The organism is Stenotrophomonas thermophila, from assembly GCF_001499715.1.
In the GTDB taxonomy this organism is placed as follows: domain Bacteria; phylum Pseudomonadota; class Gammaproteobacteria; order Xanthomonadales; family Xanthomonadaceae; genus Stenotrophomonas; species Stenotrophomonas hibiscicola.
Map to the genome: position 1 here is coordinate 75,643 of NZ_CVIW01000003.1, position 17,084 is coordinate 92,726.

Sequence of the window (17,084 nt, forward strand, 5' to 3'; positions counted from 1 at the left end):
ACGTCGCTTGGCAAGCCCCGGCGAAGCTGGGACACTCGCGGCATGAAGGGGATACTGGGGACAACGGCGATCATCATCGCTGCGCTGACCGCTGCGCCGGCCAGCGCCGGCACCCTGTACAAGTGCCAGGGCGCCGACGGGGTCACCAGCTACGTGAGCAAGCGAGTGGCCGGCGCGCGCTGCAGCAGCATCAGCTACAGCCGCGATACCCGGCCGGCACCGCGCCCTGTGGTGGTCGCGCCGAAGCCTGCGCCGACCACGGTGGCCAGCATCGAACGCAATCCGGTCGCCGTGGCGGCCAGCGCCGCTGCGCCCACTGCGGTCGCGTCGACGCCTGCTGCCCCCGCGCCTGCTGCGGCACCGACGGCCTCGCGGGCCGGGCGGATGGTCAGCGGCCAGGTCTATTCCTTCATGAAGGATGGGGTGCGCCACTACACCAGTGCGCGGCCAACCCAGGTCGCCAACCTCGGCCCGGTGCGTACCATCCGCTACAGTTTCATGGAGCGCTGTTATGCCTGTGGCGTCAACCCACGCGTGGACTTCGGTTCGGTGCGCTTGAACACCACCGCGTTCCAGACCGAGATCACCTCGGCCGCACGCGAGTTCGGCGTCGAAGAAGCCGTGGTGCGCGCCATCATCCACGCCGAGTCGGCCTACAACCCGACCGCGCTCAGCCGCGCCGGCGCGCAGGGCCTGATGCAGCTGATGCCGCCGACCGCGGCCCGCTTCGGGGTCAGCGATTCCTATGATGCCGGGCAGAACATCCGCGGTGGCGTGCAGTATCTTGCGTGGTTGCTGAAGCGCTTCAATGGCGACCTGACCCTGGCCGCGGCCGGCTACAACGCCGGCGAGGGCGCGGTCGACCGCCACGGTGGCGTGCCGCCCTACAGCGAGACGCAGTACTACGTGCGCCGGGTCGGGCAGCTGGCCGAGCGTTACCGCACCGCCCTGAGTCACCAGTAGGTGCCGACCGTTGGTCGGCACTGCTTTGAAAGGTAGTGCCGGCCGCTGGCCGGCAACCCCGCAATCAATGTTGTTGCAATGCGTTGTGTGGCGCGCGACGGTTCCGCTACACTCGACCGCGATTCAATGCGGCTCTGGCCCCCACCGGATCCGCTGGCAGCCTTAAAGCTACCTAATCAATATCGGAGTGCCGGATGGCCAACGATGGGGTACACGATCCAGTCAACACCGGACGTCGGCGTTTTCTTTCTGCCACCACAGCCGTGGTGGGCGCCGTCGGCGTCGGATTCACCGCCGTTCCTTTCATCAAATCCTGGAACCCCAGTGCCCGCGCCAAGCTTGCCGGCGCACCGGTGGTGGCTGACATCAGCGCCCTGCAGGAAGGCCAACGCCTGATCGTGGAATGGCGTGGCCAGCCGATCTGGATCGTCAAGCGGTCCAAGGCCATCCTCGATGCGCTGCATGGGCTGGACGGCCGTCTCAAGGACCCCGAGTCCGGCGAGAAGGACCAGCAGCCGGACTACGTGCTGAAGCAGAACCCCGAACTGCGCTCGATCAAGCCGGACATCTCCGTACTGGTCGGCCTGTGCACGCACCTGGGCTGCTCGCCGGAAATGGTCGCCGAAATCCGGCCTGAGCCCTACGACCCTCAGTGGAAGGGCGGCTACTTCTGCCCCTGCCACAAGTCGCGCTTCGACATGTCCGGACGCGTCTTCAAGGACGTGCCGGCGCCGATCAACCTGAAGGTGCCCGCGCACCATTACCAGGACGACAACACCATCATCATCGGTGTCGATCCGCAGGGGGCTGCCTGATGGCCAATATCCTCAGCCGTACCGCCAGCGGCGTGGCCGACTGGGTCAATGCCCGCGCGCCGGGCCTGATGCCGGTCTATCGCAAGCATGTGAGCGAGTACTACGCGCCGAAGAACTTCAACATCTGGTACTACTTCGGTTCGCTGGCGCTGCTGGTGCTGGTCAACCAGATCGTCACCGGCATCTTCCTGACGATGCACTACAAGACCAGCGCCGCCGAGGCGTTCGGCTCCATCGAGTACATCATGCGGGACGTGGAGTGGGGCTGGCTGATCCGCTACATGCACTCCACGGGTGCCTCGCTGTTCTTCATCGTGGTCTACCTGCACATGTTCCGTGGCCTGCTGTACGGCAGTTACCAGAAGCCACGCGAGCTGGTGTGGATCCTCGGCATGCTGATCTACCTGGTGTTGATGGCCGAAGCCTTCATGGGCTACGTGCTGCCGTGGGGCCAGATGTCATTCTGGGGCGCCAAGGTGATCATCTCGCTGTTCGGTGCCATACCGGTGATCGGCAACGGCCTGACCGAATGGATCATGGGCGACTACCTGCCCAGTGACGCCACGCTCAACCGCTTCTTCGCGCTGCATGTCATCGCCTTGCCGCTGGTGCTGTTGCTGTTGGTGGTACTGCACCTGGGCGCGCTGCACGAAGTGGGTTCGAACAACCCCGATGGCGTGGAGATCAAGAAGGGGCCGAAGGGCAACCGCTGGTCGCCGAACGCTCCGGCCGACGGTATTCCGTTCCACCCGTACTACACGCTCAAGGATGGTGTAGGCGCCGGCTTCCTGCTGATCATCGCCGCCTTCATCATCTTCTTCGCCCCGGGTTTCGGCGGCCTGTTCCTGGAGCACGACAACTTCACCGAGGCCAACCGCCTGGTCACCCCGGAGCACATCAAGCCGGTCTGGTACTACACGCCGTACTACGCGATGTTGCGCGTGGTGCCGAACAAGCTCGGTGGCGTGCTGGTGATGTTCTCGGCCATCGCGATCCTGTTCCTGGTGCCGTGGCTGGACAAGGCGAAGGTGAAATCGGTGCGCTACCGCGGCTGGATCTCGAGGGTGATGCTGGGCGTGCTGGCGGTGTGCTTCGTGTGGCTGGGCGTGATCGGCTCCGGCCCGGGCACCGACGTGCATGAAACCTACATCGGGCGGGTGCTGACCTTCCTGTACTTCGCCTTCTTCATCACCATGCCGCTATGGACACGGTTGGACAAGACCAAGCCGGTACCGGAGAGGGTGACCACGCATGACTGAGCGCTGGATGGTCCGGCTGGCCCTGGCGGCCACCCTGATGCTGGGCAGTTTCCTGGCCTCCGCCGCCGAGGGCGGCACCAAGCTGCTGCAGGCAGGCAACGATCTGGGTGACCGCGCCTCGCTGCAGCGCGGCGCACAGTTGTACATGAACTACTGCTCCGGCTGCCATGCGCTGAAGTACCTGCGCTATTCGCGGATGGCGCAGGACCTGGGCCTGACCGAGGAAGAGGTGATGAACAACCTCAACTTCACCGGCTCGGCGATCGGCGACCCGATCCCGGTGGCGATGCCCAAGGAGAACGCGGAGAAGTGGTTCGGCAAGATGCCGCCGGATCTCAGCCTGATCGCGCGCGTGCGCGGCAGCGACTGGGTCTACACCTACCTCAAGTCGTTCTACCTGGACAGCAGCCGGCCGCTGGGCTGGAACAACGCGCTGTTCGCCAACGCCTCCATGCCGAACCCGCTGTGGGAGATGCAGGGCCTGCAGCACGCCGTGCATGGCAAGGCCGAAGGCCCCGGCATGGACCCGCCGGTGACCGGCCTGAAGATTGAAACGCCAGGTTCGGTCGATGCCGGGCAGTACGACCAGGCCGTGCGGGACATCACCAACTTCCTCGAATACGCCGGCGAGCCGGCCGCGCTCAAGCGCCAGCAGCTGGGCGTGTGGGTCATCCTGTTCCTGGCCCTGCTGACCTTCCTGCTGTACCTGCTGAAGAAGGAATACTGGAAGGACGTCCACTGATTCGGCCGCCGGCCATCGCACGGGCCTATTGGCTTTTGTGATGGTCGGTTGCACACTCGGGGAGGAGTCGACCGTCGGCACGGTGCCGGCGGCGCCGATGCGGCAGGCGGTCTCCTGTCGTGGGAGAGCCTTTGATGGCGGCGAGCGTACGCATGCGCAATACACTGACGCTGTTTTCCTCGAACGACGATGTGCTGTGCCACCGGGTGCGCCTGGTCCTGGCGGCCAAGGGCGTCACCTTCGACTTCGTTCCGGTCGATCCGCAGAACCCGCCCGAAGACCTGATCGATCTCAATCCGTACCACTCGGTGCCGACCCTGGTGGAGCGCGAGCTGGTGCTCTACGCCGCGTCGGTGGTGAGCGAGTACCTGGACGAGCGCTACCCGCATCCGCCGCTGATGCCGGTCGATCCGCTGTCGCGTGCGCGCATCCGCCTGGCGATGCTGCGCATCGAGCACGATTGGGTGCCGCAGGTGCAGGCCATCCAGCTGGGCAACAAGACCCAGGCCGAGGCCGGGCGCAAGCGCCTGAAGGAACTGCTGACCGCCTCGCTGCCGCTGTTCAAGGCCAGCAAGTTCTTCCTCAACCCGGAAATGAGCCTGGCCGACTGCGCCATGGCCCCGATCATCTGGCGGCTGCAATCGCTGGATGTGCCACTTCCGAAGGATGGCAAGGCGATTGAGGACTACGGTAACCGCATCTTCCGCCACCCCGGTTTCGTCCGCAGCCTGACCGAGCAGGAAAAGAAGCTGCGCGACCTGCCGACCTGATCCGGCCCGCGTTACCCGTCTGCACGCCGACCGGCGTGCAGGCGATCCGCCCCGGCGGGGCGCCGGGCGCGTACACTTCACGCATGACCGAAGACTTCTTCCACATGACCAGCCACCGCCCGTACCTGCTGCGGGCGCTGGTGGAATGGATCAACGACAACCAGCTGACCCCGCACATCCTGGTCGACGCCGGCGTTCCCGGCGTGCAGGTGCCGCCTTCGGCGGTCAAGGATGGCCGGGTCGTGCTCAACATCGCCGAACGTGCCGTCGTACGGCTGATGATCGACAACGAGATGGTGAGCTTCTCGGCGCGCTTCTCCGGTACCAGCTACCCGGTGCAGGTGCCGATCAGCGCCGTGCTGGCGGTCTATGCCCGCGAGACCGGGCAGGGCATGGCGCTGCCGGATGACATCCCGGGCAGCGAAACCGCGCCGACCAGCGACGAACTGCTGCACGAGGAAGGCACGCCGCCGGACGATACGCCGCCAGCCAGCCCGCCGCCGAAGGGGCGGCCGAACCTGCGCGTGGTCAAGTAACCAAGTAACGGTGGGTGCCGACCGTTGGTCGGCACGCCTTCAGCCCTTACACATCCTCGGCATCGTCCACATCCGCGCGGATCTGGCTGATCCGCGCCGCGCCGGGGCCGGTGAACGAGATCAACTGGTCGCCACGCAGCACCATGCGACCCACGTGGCGATCGATGCCATCGTAGGAATACTCGAACTTGAAGGTGCGCTCGAACCCAAGCCGGCCATCCTCGCCGCGCGACAGGCGCAGGCCGGTGGCGTGCACCGCCTGGTCCAGCCATTGCACATCAGCTGCGCGGCAGGCATTGCGGCCCAATTCAACGGCGCGCTCTGCGGCCGAGCGTGCCGCGTTCCAGAAGAAGTAGATGATTCCGCCGGCAATCAGCAACAGCAGCAGGGTAGGCATGGCGTCAGCCGTCAGAGGTCGATCCCACAAAGATGGCGGCGAACGCGCGCCGGATCAAGCGCTGCACTCACCGCCGCGGCTGCGGTTCGCTGGACACCGGCTGCGCGGGCACGATGACCGGTTGCGGTGCCGGAGTGCGCTGCATCGGCGTCGCAGTGGGCGAGGGCATCACCAGCGGTGAGGTTGCAGTCAGCTGCAGCAGGGCTGCCCAGTCCTGGCGGTTGAAGCTGCATTCGTCCTCGCGCCCGGGCGTGCAGCTCGGGTCGATGCCGGTGCTGTTGCGTTCGCGCGCCGGTGGCAGCTTGATCAGCCCGGTCCGGTCCAGCGGCAGCAGCCGCATCGCTACGGTGTTCATCACGTTGCCACCGACCAGGTACAGGGTCTGGTCGCCCCCCAGGTTGGCGGCCACCACCACTTCGCAATGCGACTTCCAGTGGCCCACCGAGCCGTTGCCCAGCGCCTGCACCAGCCCGCTGTAGCTGAGCGTGGTGCTGCGGTCGCGCAGGAAGCACAGCAGGTCGCCCGGCGCGGGTTTGGCCGTGGCCGGGTCGACCAGCCGGTACGGCACGCCCGAGGGGCCGCCCTGGTATGCGGCACGGATGTAGTCGATGTGGCGAGGCGAGGTATTGAAGCCAGGAACGCCGGACTGCACCATCACCCAGGAGATGAACGCGGCCGACCACGGGTTGTCGATCAGGAACGCGCGGCAGTCACTGTCGGTGTAGCGCGTGCCCAGCGGCGCCAGGCAGCTGCTGGCGCCGGCGATGCTGCCCATCGCGTTGAGCGTGCCGCTGTTTCGCCAGTAGCCAGCCACGCGCTGCCAGGCGATCAGTCCGTTGTCGGCCAGGTGATCGCTTTCGGCCTCGGTGACGCTGAGGCTGGCGGCACGGCCTTCACGATCGATGAAGGGCCGGTACCAGAGCCGGTGCTCATTGCAGGCGGTGTTGCGGATGGCCACCGCCAACGGACTCAGGCCGAAGCGGGGCGGTACGTCGCAGGCTTCGGCGGCCGCTGCGGACAACGGCGCCGCGGCCAGCAGCAGGCAGGAAGGCAAGAGCATCCGGCGCATGCGCGGCTCCTGTGGGGGATGCCGGCAGCGTCGCAGAGGCTGGCGTAGCCGAGCCGTGAAGGCGTTCCGGTCGTGCAGAGCCGAGCCCACGCTCGGCTCATCGCGCAAAGCGGGTGCAGGGCGCGCCGCAGATCGAGAAGCAGCCGAGCGTAGGCTCGACAACGTCCCGCAGGCCTCAAGCCGGAGGCGGGCCCAGCTTCAGCGACAGATCGATGGCCTGCACATGCTTGGTCAGCCCGCCGATGGAGATGCAGTCCACGCCGTCTTCGGCGATCGAACGCAGGCCGCCCAGGCCGACGCTGCCGGAGACTTCCAGTGGAATGCGGCCGGCCGTGATGCGTACGGCTTCGCGACGCAGGTCGGGGCTGAAGTCGTCCAGCAGGATGCGTTCGCACCCGGCTTCCAACGCCTGGCGCAGCTGCGCCAGGTCTTCGACCTCCACAACCAGCGGCAGCGCAGGCCACTGCCGGCGTGCGGCGGCCACCGCTGCGGCCAGCGAACCGGCGGCACGGATATGGTTCTCCTTCAGCATCACCGTGTCGTACAGGCCGAAGCGGTGGTTCTCGCCACCGCCGCAGCGCACCGCGTACTTCTGCGCCAGGCGCAGGCCGGGCAGGGTCTTGCGGGTGTCGAGGATGCGCGTGCCGGTACCGGCCACTGCCGCTACGTAGCGGGCGGTGGTGGTGGCGGTGCCGGACAGCGTCTGCAGGAAATTCAGAGAGGTGCGCTCGGCACTGACCAGACTGCGGCTGCGCCCGTGCAGCAGGGCCAGCACGGTGCCGGCAGTGACCGGGTCACCTTCGGAGACACGCCATTCGATGCGCACCTCCGGGTCGAGTGCGCGGTGGGTGGCGTCGAACCAGGGGCGACCGGCGATCACTCCGTCCTGCTTGCACAGCAGGTAAGCGCTGTCGGCCTGGTCGGGCAGCAGCGCAGCGGTGACGTCGCCGCTGCCCAGGTCCTCGGCCAGCGCACGCGCGACATCGGCGGCGACAACGGCCGCATCCGGCGTCGGCAGCGCGCTCATGCGGCGGGGAAGTCGGCGATCTGGGCGGTGGGAATGGCTTCCTCGGCCAGCAGCACCGGAATGCCATCGTCCACGCGGAAGACCTGCTTGCGGTCGCGGGTGACCAGTGCCTCGCGCAGCGGCTGCGCCAGCGGGTTGCCATCGGCCTTGGTCACCGCGCCGGCGGAAATGGCCTTGTTGAGGGCTTCCAGGCCCTTGCCATCCAGCAGGGACAGGGGCTGGCGGGTGTCCGGCGACACCAGCAGGTCGAGCAGCTTGCGATCCATGGTTCTTCGTCTTGCGTGGAAGATGGCTAGAATACGTCTTTAAGGCAGGTGACGGCCAATGACCCCCAACCCGATCGCGCCGCTTGTCGGCATCGTCATGGGCTCCCGTTCCGACTGGGAAACCATGCAGCACGCCGCCCAGAAGCTTGAAGCCCTGGGTGTTCCGTTCGAAGTGAAGGTGGTGTCCGCGCATCGGACGCCGGATGTGTTGTTCAGTTACGCCGAGCAGGCAGGCCCGCGTGGCCTGCGCGCCATCATCGCCGGTGCCGGCGGGGCCGCGCACCTGCCGGGCATGATCGCGGCCAAGACCGCCGTGCCGGTGCTGGGTGTGCCGGTGCAGTCCAAGGCCCTCAACGGCATGGATTCGCTGCTGTCGATCGTGCAGATGCCGGCCGGTATCCCGGTCGCCACCTTCGCCATCGGCAACGCCGGCGCCTCCAACGCCGCGCTGTTCGCCGCTGCGATGCTGGCCAGCGACCAGCCGGCGATCGGCCAGGCGCTCGATGCCTTCCGTGCACGCCAGACCGAAGACGTGATGGCCCACGACGATCCGCGCCAATGAGTCTGACCGTCGGCATCCTGGGCGGCGGCCAGCTCGCCCGCATGATGGTCCTGGCCGGTGCGCCGCTGGGGCTGCGCTTCGAACTGTATGACCCGGCCGCTGATGCCTGCAGCGGCCCGCTGGCGCCGCTCACCGTGGGCGCCTTCGATGACCGCCAGGCCCTGGCGGACTTCGCTGCCAAGGTCGATGTGGTCACCTTCGATTTCGAGAATGTGCCGGCCGACAGTGCGCAGTGGCTGGCCGACCGCGTGCCGGTCTACCCGCCGCCGTCGGCGCTGGCTGTCGCACAGGACCGGCTCAGCGAGAAGACCCTGTTCCAGCAGCTGGGCATTCCGCTGCCGGCCTTCGCCGATATCCGCAGCCGCGACGAACTGGCCGCCAAGGCCGCCGAATTCGGCCTGCCGTGCATCCTCAAGACCCGTCGCCTCGGCTATGACGGCAAGGGCCAGTTCCGCCTGCGCAACGAGGCCGACATCGATGCCGCGTGGGATGCGCTGGGTGCACAGGTCGAGCGTACCGGCCTGATCCTGGAAGGCTTCGTGGCCTTCCAGCGCGAAGTCAGCGTGGTTGCCGTGCGTGGCCGCGATGGCAGCTTCGAGGCCTGGCCGGTCACCGGCAACTGGCATGTCGACGGCGTGCTGTCGGCCAGCGTGGCCCCGGCCGTGCTGTCCGACACCGAGCAGCAGGCCGCGATCGGCTATGCCCGCCGCGTTGCCGAGCACCTGCAGTACGTCGGCGTGTTCGCGCTGGAGCTGTTCTGCCGCGATGGCGAACTGCTGGCCAACGAGATGGCGCCGCGCGTGCACAACTCCGGCCACTGGACCATCGAAGGCAGCGAAACCTCGCAGTTCGAGAATCACCTGCGCGCCGTGCTGGGCCTGCCGCTGGGCAGCACCCGCATGCTGGGTCACGCCTGCATGCTGAACTGGCTGGGCGTGATGCCCGACCCGGCACCGGTACTGGCCCAGGCCAGCGGCCACTGGCACGACTACGGCAAGGAGCCGCGCGAGGGCCGCAAGGTCGGCCACGCCACGTTGCGCGACGATGATGCCGCTGCATTGGCCGATGCGCTGGATCAGGTTGGCCTGGAACTGGACCGCCAGGCCCAGGTGGCGCCGGCGGTACACGCGCTGCGCAATCGCTGAGCCCGGGCGTGCCGGCCAATGGCCGGCACAACCTTGTATGCCTGCAACGGTGTGGCGCGCCGGTGCAGGCATCGGCGCACCATTGCCGGTGGTAGCGTGGAGCTCCTTTCACAGGAGTCACGCCATGCTCGACTGGAATGCCTACCGCAAGGAACTGAAGGGCCGTATCGGCGAGATCGGCAAGCTCTCGCCGGACGCGGTCAAGGGCTACGCGACCCTGGCCAATGCCGGCGCCCAGACCAACCATCTGGATGCCAAGACCCGCGAACTGATCGCGCTGGCAGTGGCGGTGACCACCCGCTGCGATGGCTGCATCACCGTACATGTGGATGCAGCGCTGAAGCATGGCGCCAGCCGCGAGGAAATCGCCGAAGCACTGGGCGTGGCGGTGTCGCTCAATGCAGGCGCCGCGCTGGTGTATTCGGCACGGGTGATGGACGCGGTGGCCGCGCACGAGAACGCGTGAAGCCACGCTCTGCTTTCCGGTAGTGCCGGCCGCTGGCCGGCAGATTCGCCATCTCTGTACACCGATGGGGATGCCGGCCAGCGGCCGGCACCACCCCGGGGCGGAGCCGTTGCCTCAGCGTAGCTGGCTTTCGGCGAATTCCCAGTTGACCAGCTGCCAGAAGGCATCCAGGTAACGCGCCCGGTCATTCTGGTACTCGGTGTAGTAGGCGTGCTCCCAGACATCGCAGCACAGCAGCGGGGTGCTCTCACCGGTCAGGGGTGTGCCTGCGTTGCGGGTGGCCTGGATGCCCAGCTGCCCGCCCGGATGCTGCACCAGCCACACCCAGCCCGAGCCGAACAGGCCCAACGCCGTGCGGTTGAACTCCTCGCGCAGGCGCTGCGCGTCACCGAACTGTCGCTTGACCAGCTCGCCCAATCGGCCCTGCGGCTCCCCCCCGCCGCGCGGCCGCAGGCACTGCCAATAGAAGCCGTGGTTCCAGGCCTGGGCGGCCGCATCGAACAGCCTGCCCTGGGCGTGGCGGACGATCTCATCCAGCGACGCTTCCTCCCACTCGGTGCCGAGGATGCCGGCGTTGACGGCATCTACATAGGCGCGATGGTGGCGGCCGTGGTGCAGTTCCACGGTCTGCGCGGACAGGTGCGGCTGCAGGGAGCCGGGAAGGTAGGGCAGGGCAGGCAATTCAACAGGCATGGACAGGTTCGTGGCCAGAGGGGCGGCGGCAGCCGGTTCCATCCGCTTACAATGGCGGCTACCGTGGGCAGTCTAGCCGACCACCGCGGTCGGTTTGTCCGGCGAAGCAAGGAGTGTGGTTGTGGCGGTAATGCAGCAAATCCAGGCCGAGGTCGATCGTTACCCGCTCGTGCTGTTCATGAAGGGCACCCCGCAATACCCGATGTGCGGCTTCTCCAGCCGCGCGGTACAGGCGTTGATGGCGGCCGGCGCGGTCACCCTGCGCACCGTCAACGTGCTGGAAGAACCCGAGATCCGCGCCAACCTGCCGCGCTTTTCCAACCTGCCGACCTTCCCGCAGCTGTTCATCAACGGTGAGTTGATTGGTGGCTGTGACATTGTCCTGGAGTTGTTCGAAGCCGGCGAGCTCAAGCGCATCGTCGAAGAGGCGACCCAGGGATGAGTGCCTGGCCATCGACGTCACCGGCCGACGGGGCGCTCGATGGCCGCCCGTTGCAGGGGCGCGTAGTGCTGGTTGCCGGCGCCGGCGGTGGTCTGGGCAGTGCGGCTGCCGTTGCTGCCGCAGCCGCGGGGGCTACCGTGGTTCTGCTGGGCCGCAAGCCGCGCCGCCTGGACCGTGTCTACGCCCAGGTGCAGGCGGTCGGCCCGGAGCCGCTGCTGTATCCACTGGACCTGGAAGGTGCGGGCCCCGACGACTATGCCGAGCTGGCCCAGGCCCTGCAGCGCGAGCTGGGGGGATTGGACGGCCTGCTGGTCTGTGCCGCTCACTTCCCTGGCCTGACCCCGTTTGAACTGGCCGACCCGGCCAGTTTCGCCCGCGCGGTGCACGTCACCCTGACCGCGCCGGCCTGGCTGGCCCAGGCCTGCCTGCCGCTGCTGCGGCAGCGTGAAGATGCGGCGCTGGTGTTTGCGGTCGATGCTCCCGAACGGGTGGGGCAGGCTTACTGGGGCGGTTATGGCGTGGCCCAGCATGGCCTGCGTGGCCTGATCGCCAGCCTGCACGACGAACTCGGCCGCAGCCCCGTACGGGTCAGTGGCCTGTACCCCGGTCCGCTGCGCACAGCCCTGCGGGCCCGGGCCTATTCCGTCGACCAGGACCCGGCCGCCCAAGGCCCGGAGGCCGCCGCCGCCGCGGCCGTGACCCTGTTGTCGGGCGCTGGCGCCGCTTGGCGGGGCAAGATTCTCGATGCCAGCGAGGCGCCCCCCGCCGAGTGAGTGCCGGGGAAAGACGGAGTGAAGAGCCCGTCACGATTGCGTTGCGAACCGGTGCCGTTTGTCGCACAACCGTCACATTGATGGCGTAGCGTGTTAATCTAGTGTTAACCGTTAGGGCTGCCTTCAGCCGAGCGGTAGGGAACCCCAGATAACTCTCCGATCAGCCACCCGCAGGGCTGCTTGGATGCGCTTTTTTTCCGCCATCGCCAACTCGCATCGAGGCTACCGAAAAATGACCCACCCACTCCGGATGTCCAAGCTTACCCTTGGTCTCGTGGCTGCACTTGCTGCCGCTCCCGCCTTCGCCCAGAGCAGCACCTCCGCCGGTGTCGGCGGCCAGGTGATGTCCGCCGCAGGCCAGCCTGTTGCCGGCGCTGAAGTCACCATCACGCACACCGAGTCGGGCACTGTTTCGCGTGCCACCACCGATGCGTCGGGTCGCTACAACGCGCGCGGCCTGCGCGTGGGTGGTCCGTACACCATCACCATCACCAAGCCCGGTGAAGGCACCAAGACCGAAGAAGGTGTCTACCTGAACCTGAACCAGGTCAACACCGTCAATGCCAACCTGGGCGGTGATCTGGCTGCGACCAACCTGGACGCGGTGAACGTTGTCGCCACTGCCGGCGGCCTGGACCTGTTCAGCGCCAACAAGATGGGCACCGGCACCAACGTTACCCGCGAAACGATGGATGCATTGCCGTCGGCCAGCCGCAACATCCAGGACTACGTCCGCCTGGATCCGCGCATCTCGCAGGTCAGCAAGGCTGACGGCGCGATCTCGGCCGGTGGCCAGAACACCCGTTACAACGCCATCCGCATCGACGGCATCAGCGCCTCCGATCCGTTCGGCCTGGGCTCCAACAACCTGCCGACCGAGCGTCAGCCGGTTTCGATGGACGCCATCCAGGAAATCAACATCGACCTGGCCAACTACGACACCACCATCGCCGGTGGTACCGGTGCGGTGATCAACGCCGTGACCAAGTCGGGCACCAATGAATTCCACGGCACCGTGTACGGCTCGTACCGCGACAAGGACATGGTCCGTTCGCGCCTGGAAGGTGACAAGCAGGACTTCAACGGCTTCGAGGACGAGAAGACCTACGGCATGACCTTCGGCGGCCCGATCGTCAAGGACAAGCTGTTCTTCTTCACCAACTACGAAAAGTACGAGCGCTCGGCCGCGGGCGTCGCGCTGAGCGACACGCCGATCGGCCGTGGCACCATCACCCAGCAGCAGATCACCGACGTCCAGAACTTCCTGGGCAAGCTGGGCTACGATCCGGGCAGCCTGACGGCGCCGAACAGCAAGACCGAGATCGAAGAGTATGCGGTCAAGCTGGACTGGAACATCAACGAGAACCACCGTGCGGCCCTGCGCTACAACAAGATGGAGCAGAACGTCGTTCGCTTCCCGCAGGTCAGCAGCAGCGCCATCTCGCTGAGCAACTTCTGGTACCAGCAGCCCACCGAGTACGAAACCTGGATGGGCGAACTGTTCAGTGACTGGTCCGAGAACTTCTCGACCGAGTTCAAGGTCTCGCACAAGGATTACTCGGCCAACCGCGTTCCGCTGGTCGACATGCCGCAGATCCGCATCAAGTCGGGCAACGATTCGCTGTACGTCGGTACCGAACAGAACACCCACGTCAACATCGTCGAGTCGAAGGAACTGAGCGCCTTTGGTGCCGGTACCTGGTACATCGGTGACCACACTGTCAAGTTCGGCTTCGATTACTCGAAGAATGACCTGATGAACTTCTACGGCCGCAACCTCAACGGCGTGTACGAATTCAACAGCGTCAACGATTTCCTGGCGGGCAAGGCTTCGCGCTACCAGCTGCGTGCTCCGCGCGCCGATGGCAGCCGCAGCGACATCCCGGCCGACTTCACCCTGAAGAACACCGGCGTGTTCGTGCAGGACACCTGGGCAATCAACTACAACCTGAACCTGATGTTCGGCGTGCGCATCGACATGCCTGACTTCAGCACCCAGCGCCTGTACAACCCGCGCATCGAGCAGCTGTACGGCTTCAACAACACCAAGCTGGTCGACAAGAACCTAGTGCAGCCGCGCGTCGGCTTCAACTACACCTTCGACAGCGATCGCCCGACCCAGCTGCGCGGTGGCGTGGGCCTGTTCGGCGGCGCCGCCCCGAACGTGTGGCTGGCAGGTGCCTACCAGAACACTGGCCTGAACTACATCGAGTACGACGAGCGCAGCATCCCGGCCGGTGCCTTCACTCCGGACGGCAACAACCCGTACATCCCGGCCGGTGGCCCGGCTTCGGCCCGTCAGAACGTCGACATCATCGCGCCGGGCACCCGCCTGCCGTCGGTGTGGAAGGCCAACCTGGCGTTCGACCATGAGTTGCCGTGGTACGGCATCGTCGCGTCGGCCGAAGTGCTGTTCACCAAGGTCAAGGACGGCATCTACTTCGACCGTCTGGATGTGTCGGCGCCGACCGCCTTCGGTCAGGATGGCCGCGCGATCTACTGGAACGATGCTGGACGCAACTCGGCTAACACTCGCATCGATAAGGGTGTCGACTACGGCATGTCGACCGGTACCAAGGGTGCGGTTGACCGCGCCAACCGTCCGTCCGACATCGGCGATGTGCTGGTCCTGCGCAACACCGACAAGGGTCGCGGCACCCAGGCTACCTTCTCGCTGGCCAAGCCGCTGACCGAGAACTGGGGCTGGTCGCTGGGTTACACCTACACCAAGTCGACCGAGGTCAGCCCGCTGTCCAGCTCGCAGAACACCTCGAACTGGAACAACACGCTGATCTTCAATGCCAACGAGAACGTGGCCTACAACTCGCGCTATGCGATGAAGGACCGCGTCACCGGCACCCTGGAGTGGAAGCACAACTTCTTCGGTGACAACGCCACCCGCGTCGGCCTGTTCTACGAAGGCCGTTCGGGCCGTCCGTACAGCTACATCTTCTACAACGATGCCAACGGCGACGGTGCTGCCACCAACGACCTGTTCTACGTGCCGAAGGGTCCGGGCGACGTGCTGTTCACCGGTGGTGCCGCGATGGAGAAGCAGTTCTTCGATTGGCTGGCGCAGAATCCGGAACTCGATGCCTACCGCGGCAGCGTGGTCCCGGCCAACCGCCACCGCGCCTCGTGGGTCAACAGCTTCGATGTCCGCGTCAGCCAGGAATTCCCGGGCTTCATGAAGGGTCACAAGGGTGAAGTCGCCCTGGACATCATGAATGTCGGCAACCTGCTGAACAAGAAGTGGGGCCTGATCGACGACTACGGCTTCTACTCCACCCGTCGCGTTGCCAACTACGCAGGTATCGACCCGGCCACCGGCAAGTACGTGTACTCCTTCACCGGTTCGACCGACAACCCGTCGGTGCAGGAAAACAACAACGACAAGGGCAACACCGCCGTGTCGCGTTGGTCGATGCAGCTGACCCTGAAGTACAAGTTCTGATGCGTCAGAACCTGAAGCAGTAAGTGAAAACGGCCGGGGAAACCCGGCCGTTTTCCTTTCATGCGAAAGTCCTTGCAGGTCCCCTGGCATCGGCGTAGCATGCGGAAATGTGCGCGGTGCCAACGCCGCCGATGCGGTGCCGGAAAGGCGAACGCAGGAAGCACACATCCAACGGTCGGGCTTCCCGGCCGTTTTGCTTTTTAAGGGGGCGGCAGTACAGTCGGAAACCTTGAAGGAAGCGAAAAATTGGATATGACCACGAACGAAAAATCAGCCCGCGCACTGCCGGTGCAGGACGCGCGGATCTACCCGCGCGGTGGGCTGGATGTGCTGTCGCGGGCCGAAGTGGCCCGCCTGCGCGATGCGTCTGCCGGCGGCATGCACGAGCTGCTGCGCCGCTGCGCGCTGGCCGTGCTGACCAGCGGCAGCGCCTCTGACGATCCGCGCGCGGCGCGCGATCTGTACCCCGATTTCGACATCCAGGTGGCGCAGCAGGATCGCGGCGTGCGCATCGATCTGGTCAACGCACCGGCGATGGCCTTCGTCGACGGCGAGATCATCCGCGGTGTCGCCGAACTGCTGTTCGCAGTGGTGCGCGACCTGGCCTACATGGCCATCGAGATGGGCCCGGCCTACGCGGCCGAGCTGGAGTCGTCCGAGGGCATCACCAACGCGGTGTTCGGCCTGCTGCGCAATGCGCGCATCCTCAACCCGGGCGACCCGAACCTGGTCGTGTGCTGGGGCGGCCACTCGATCTCGCGCGATGAATACCTGTACACCAAGCAGGTCGGTTACGAGCTGGGCCTGCGCGGCCTGGACATCTGCACCGGCTGCGGCCCGGGCGCGATGAAGGGCCCGATGAAGGGCGCCACCATTGCCCACGCCAAGCAGCGCCGCACCGTGACGCGCTACATCGGCCTGACCGAGCCGGGCATCATCGCGGCCGAGTCGCCGAACCCGATCGTCAACCACCTGGTGATCATGCCGGACATCGAGAAGCGCCTTGAGGCCTTCGTCCGCATCGGCCACGGCATCATCGTGTTTGCCGGTGGCGTCGGCACCGCCGAGGAAATCCTGTACCTGCTCGGCATCCTGCTGCGCGAAGAAAACAAGGACCTGCCGTTCCCGCTGATCCTGACCGGCCCGACCGTGGCGGCGCCGTACTTCGAGCAGATCGACCGCTTCATCCGCCTGACCCTGGGCGATGCTGCCGCCGAGCGCTACGAGATCATCATCGGTGACCCGGTCGCGGTGGCCAAGAAGATGGCCAACGGCATCAAGCGCGTGCGCGAGCACCGCCTGGCGCAGAAGGACTCGTTCTTCTTCAACTGGTCGATTGAGATTCCGTGGGAGTACCAGCAGCCGTTCGTGCCGACCCATGAGGCGATGGCCGCGCTGGACCTGCACCACGGGCGTGCGCCGCACGCGCTGGCGGCCGACCTGCGCCGGGCGTTCTCGGGCATCGTGGCCGGCAATGTGAAGGAGGACGGCATGCGCCGCATCGAGCAGTTCGGACCGTTCCAGATCCATGGCGATCCGGACATGATGCAGGCCCTGGACGCATTGCTGCGCGCCTTCGTCGAGCAGCGCCGGATGAAGATCTCCGGCGAATACCAGCCCTGCTACCAGGTGCTGGCCTGAGCCTGCGCCGGCGCGATGGGGATCGCGCCGGCACGGGTAGGGAGGGCGGGTCGTCAAGGCTTTG

Annotated in this window: 18 protein-coding genes; 13 read left to right on the top strand and 5 right to left on the bottom strand. The window is 66.2% G+C overall.

Annotated features, from left to right (window positions below; genetic code table 11):
• Positions 1-42: 42 nt before the first annotated feature.
• The 6 genes from BN1263_RS03225 (at position 43) to BN1263_RS03250 (ending at position 5,085) form a co-directional block, all read left to right on the top strand.
• Positions 43-963, top strand: a complete 921-nt coding sequence (locus tag BN1263_RS03225; RefSeq protein ID WP_019659031.1) for a lytic transglycosylase domain-containing protein — start codon at positions 43-45, stop codon at positions 961-963.
• Positions 964-1,157: 194 nt separating this feature from the next.
• Positions 1,158-1,778 (top strand): ubiquinol-cytochrome c reductase iron-sulfur subunit, encoded by a 621-nt coding sequence (petA, locus tag BN1263_RS03230; RefSeq protein ID WP_004151998.1) that lies wholly within the window; start codon positions 1,158-1,160, stop codon positions 1,776-1,778.
• Positions 1,778-3,037, top strand: coding sequence for a cytochrome b (locus BN1263_RS03235; protein WP_019659030.1), 1,260 nt, complete (start codon positions 1,778-1,780; stop codon positions 3,035-3,037). The genes petA and BN1263_RS03235 overlap by 1 nt, the downstream gene beginning before the upstream one ends.
• Positions 3,030-3,779, top strand: a complete 750-nt coding sequence (locus BN1263_RS03240) for a cytochrome c1 (RefSeq protein ID WP_058979545.1) — start codon at positions 3,030-3,032, stop codon at positions 3,777-3,779. Before BN1263_RS03235 ends, BN1263_RS03240 begins: the two co-directional genes overlap by 8 nt.
• Positions 3,780-3,913: 134 nt before the next feature.
• On the top strand, positions 3,914-4,549 hold the full coding sequence (locus BN1263_RS03245) for a glutathione S-transferase N-terminal domain-containing protein (RefSeq protein WP_058979547.1): 636 nt from the start codon (positions 3,914-3,916) through the stop codon (positions 4,547-4,549).
• Between the two features lie 83 nt (positions 4,550-4,632).
• Positions 4,633-5,085 carry a ClpXP protease specificity-enhancing factor gene (locus tag BN1263_RS03250; protein WP_019659028.1) on the top strand — a complete coding sequence of 151 codons (453 nt, stop codon included), beginning with the start codon at positions 4,633-4,635 and terminating at the stop codon, positions 5,083-5,085.
• 46 nt (positions 5,086-5,131) lie between these two features.
• On the opposite strand, the gene BN1263_RS03255 is transcribed toward BN1263_RS03250, so the two are convergent.
• The 4 genes from BN1263_RS03255 to BN1263_RS03270 all read right to left on the bottom strand — a co-directional run bounded on the left by BN1263_RS03255 (position 5,132) and on the right by BN1263_RS03270 (position 7,844).
• Positions 5,132-5,482 (bottom strand): DUF3301 domain-containing protein, encoded by a 351-nt coding sequence (locus BN1263_RS03255; protein ID WP_005408844.1) that lies wholly within the window; start codon positions 5,480-5,482, stop codon positions 5,132-5,134.
• A gap of 67 nt (positions 5,483-5,549) precedes the next feature.
• Positions 5,550-6,551: a DUF2272 domain-containing protein gene (locus tag BN1263_RS03260; protein WP_058979549.1), complete on the bottom strand. Its 1,002-nt coding sequence runs from the start codon at positions 6,549-6,551 to the stop codon at positions 5,550-5,552.
• 175 nt (positions 6,552-6,726) lie between these two features.
• Positions 6,727-7,578 carry a carboxylating nicotinate-nucleotide diphosphorylase gene (gene nadC, locus BN1263_RS03265; RefSeq protein ID WP_021203580.1) on the bottom strand — a complete coding sequence of 284 codons (852 nt, stop codon included), beginning with the start codon at positions 7,576-7,578 and terminating at the stop codon, positions 6,727-6,729.
• A complete protein-coding gene (locus tag BN1263_RS03270) occupies positions 7,575-7,844 on the bottom strand; it encodes a Trm112 family protein (protein ID WP_019659024.1) in 270 nt (89 codons plus the stop codon). Before BN1263_RS03270 ends, nadC begins: the two co-directional genes overlap by 4 nt.
• Positions 7,845-7,902: 58 nt before the next feature.
• Here BN1263_RS03270 and purE point away from each other — a divergent pair, with 58 nt between their 5' ends.
• From purE to BN1263_RS03285, 3 genes are all read left to right on the top strand, one after another.
• Entirely contained in the window at positions 7,903-8,406 is a 504-nt protein-coding gene (gene purE, locus BN1263_RS03275; RefSeq protein ID WP_005412808.1) for a 5-(carboxyamino)imidazole ribonucleotide mutase, read from the top strand.
• A complete protein-coding gene (locus tag BN1263_RS03280) occupies positions 8,403-9,551 on the top strand; it encodes a 5-(carboxyamino)imidazole ribonucleotide synthase (protein WP_058979551.1) in 1,149 nt (382 codons plus the stop codon). The genes purE and BN1263_RS03280 overlap by 4 nt, the downstream gene beginning before the upstream one ends.
• Before the next feature lie 124 nt (positions 9,552-9,675).
• Complete coding sequence (locus tag BN1263_RS03285) at positions 9,676-10,017, top strand: carboxymuconolactone decarboxylase family protein (protein WP_058979553.1); 342 nt, start codon at positions 9,676-9,678, stop codon at positions 10,015-10,017.
• A gap of 114 nt (positions 10,018-10,131) precedes the next feature.
• On the opposite strand, the gene BN1263_RS03290 is transcribed toward BN1263_RS03285, so the two are convergent.
• Positions 10,132-10,710, bottom strand: a complete 579-nt coding sequence (locus BN1263_RS03290) for a superoxide dismutase (protein ID WP_058979595.1) — start codon at positions 10,708-10,710, stop codon at positions 10,132-10,134.
• A 121-nt stretch (positions 10,711-10,831) separates the two neighbouring features.
• Here BN1263_RS03290 and grxD point away from each other — a divergent pair, with 121 nt between their 5' ends.
• The 4 genes from grxD (at position 10,832) to ppnN (ending at position 17,020) form a co-directional block, all read left to right on the top strand.
• Positions 10,832-11,152, top strand: a complete 321-nt coding sequence (gene grxD / locus BN1263_RS03295) for a Grx4 family monothiol glutaredoxin (RefSeq protein ID WP_005408852.1) — start codon at positions 10,832-10,834, stop codon at positions 11,150-11,152.
• Positions 11,149-11,925: an SDR family NAD(P)-dependent oxidoreductase gene (locus BN1263_RS03300; RefSeq protein WP_058979555.1), complete on the top strand. Its 777-nt coding sequence runs from the start codon at positions 11,149-11,151 to the stop codon at positions 11,923-11,925. Before grxD ends, BN1263_RS03300 begins: the two co-directional genes overlap by 4 nt.
• Positions 11,926-12,157: 232 nt before the next feature.
• Positions 12,158-15,379, top strand: coding sequence for a TonB-dependent receptor (locus tag BN1263_RS03305; protein WP_058979557.1), 3,222 nt, complete (start codon positions 12,158-12,160; stop codon positions 15,377-15,379).
• A 252-nt stretch (positions 15,380-15,631) separates the two neighbouring features.
• Positions 15,632-17,020, top strand: coding sequence for a nucleotide 5'-monophosphate nucleosidase PpnN (gene ppnN, locus BN1263_RS03310; RefSeq protein ID WP_005408855.1), 1,389 nt, complete (start codon positions 15,632-15,634; stop codon positions 17,018-17,020).
• Positions 17,021-17,084: the final 64 nt, after the last annotated feature.

Bases quoted from the DNA above. Each gene is read 5' to 3' on its own strand.
- BN1263_RS03235 (WP_019659030.1), top strand. From the start codon at position 1,778: ATGGCCAATATCCTCAGCCGTACCGCCAGCGGCGTGGCCGACTGGGTC.
- BN1263_RS03250 (WP_019659028.1), top strand. From the start codon at position 4,633: ATGACCGAAGACTTCTTCCACATGACCAGCCACCGCCCGTACCTGCTG.
- nadC (WP_021203580.1), bottom strand. From the start codon at position 7,578: ATGAGCGCGCTGCCGACGCCGGATGCGGCCGTTGTCGCCGCCGATGTC.
- BN1263_RS03270 (WP_019659024.1), bottom strand. From the start codon at position 7,844: ATGGATCGCAAGCTGCTCGACCTGCTGGTGTCGCCGGACACCCGCCAG.
- BN1263_RS03290 (WP_058979595.1), bottom strand. From the start codon at position 10,710: ATGCCTGTTGAATTGCCTGCCCTGCCCTACCTTCCCGGCTCCCTGCAG.
- BN1263_RS03240 (WP_058979545.1), top strand. From the start codon at position 3,030: ATGACTGAGCGCTGGATGGTCCGGCTGGCCCTGGCGGCCACCCTGATG.
- BN1263_RS03255 (WP_005408844.1), bottom strand. From the start codon at position 5,482: ATGCCTACCCTGCTGCTGTTGCTGATTGCCGGCGGAATCATCTACTTC.
- BN1263_RS03305 (WP_058979557.1), top strand. From the start codon at position 12,158: ATGACCCACCCACTCCGGATGTCCAAGCTTACCCTTGGTCTCGTGGCT.
- BN1263_RS03225 (WP_019659031.1), top strand. From the start codon at position 43: ATGAAGGGGATACTGGGGACAACGGCGATCATCATCGCTGCGCTGACC.
- ppnN (WP_005408855.1), top strand. From the start codon at position 15,632: ATGACCACGAACGAAAAATCAGCCCGCGCACTGCCGGTGCAGGACGCG.
- petA (WP_004151998.1), top strand. From the start codon at position 1,158: ATGGCCAACGATGGGGTACACGATCCAGTCAACACCGGACGTCGGCGT.
- BN1263_RS03285 (WP_058979553.1), top strand. From the start codon at position 9,676: ATGCTCGACTGGAATGCCTACCGCAAGGAACTGAAGGGCCGTATCGGC.
- BN1263_RS03300 (WP_058979555.1), top strand. From the start codon at position 11,149: ATGAGTGCCTGGCCATCGACGTCACCGGCCGACGGGGCGCTCGATGGC.
- purE (WP_005412808.1), top strand. From the start codon at position 7,903: ATGACCCCCAACCCGATCGCGCCGCTTGTCGGCATCGTCATGGGCTCC.
- BN1263_RS03280 (WP_058979551.1), top strand. From the start codon at position 8,403: ATGAGTCTGACCGTCGGCATCCTGGGCGGCGGCCAGCTCGCCCGCATG.
- BN1263_RS03260 (WP_058979549.1), bottom strand. From the start codon at position 6,551: ATGCGCCGGATGCTCTTGCCTTCCTGCCTGCTGCTGGCCGCGGCGCCG.
- BN1263_RS03245 (WP_058979547.1), top strand. From the start codon at position 3,914: ATGGCGGCGAGCGTACGCATGCGCAATACACTGACGCTGTTTTCCTCG.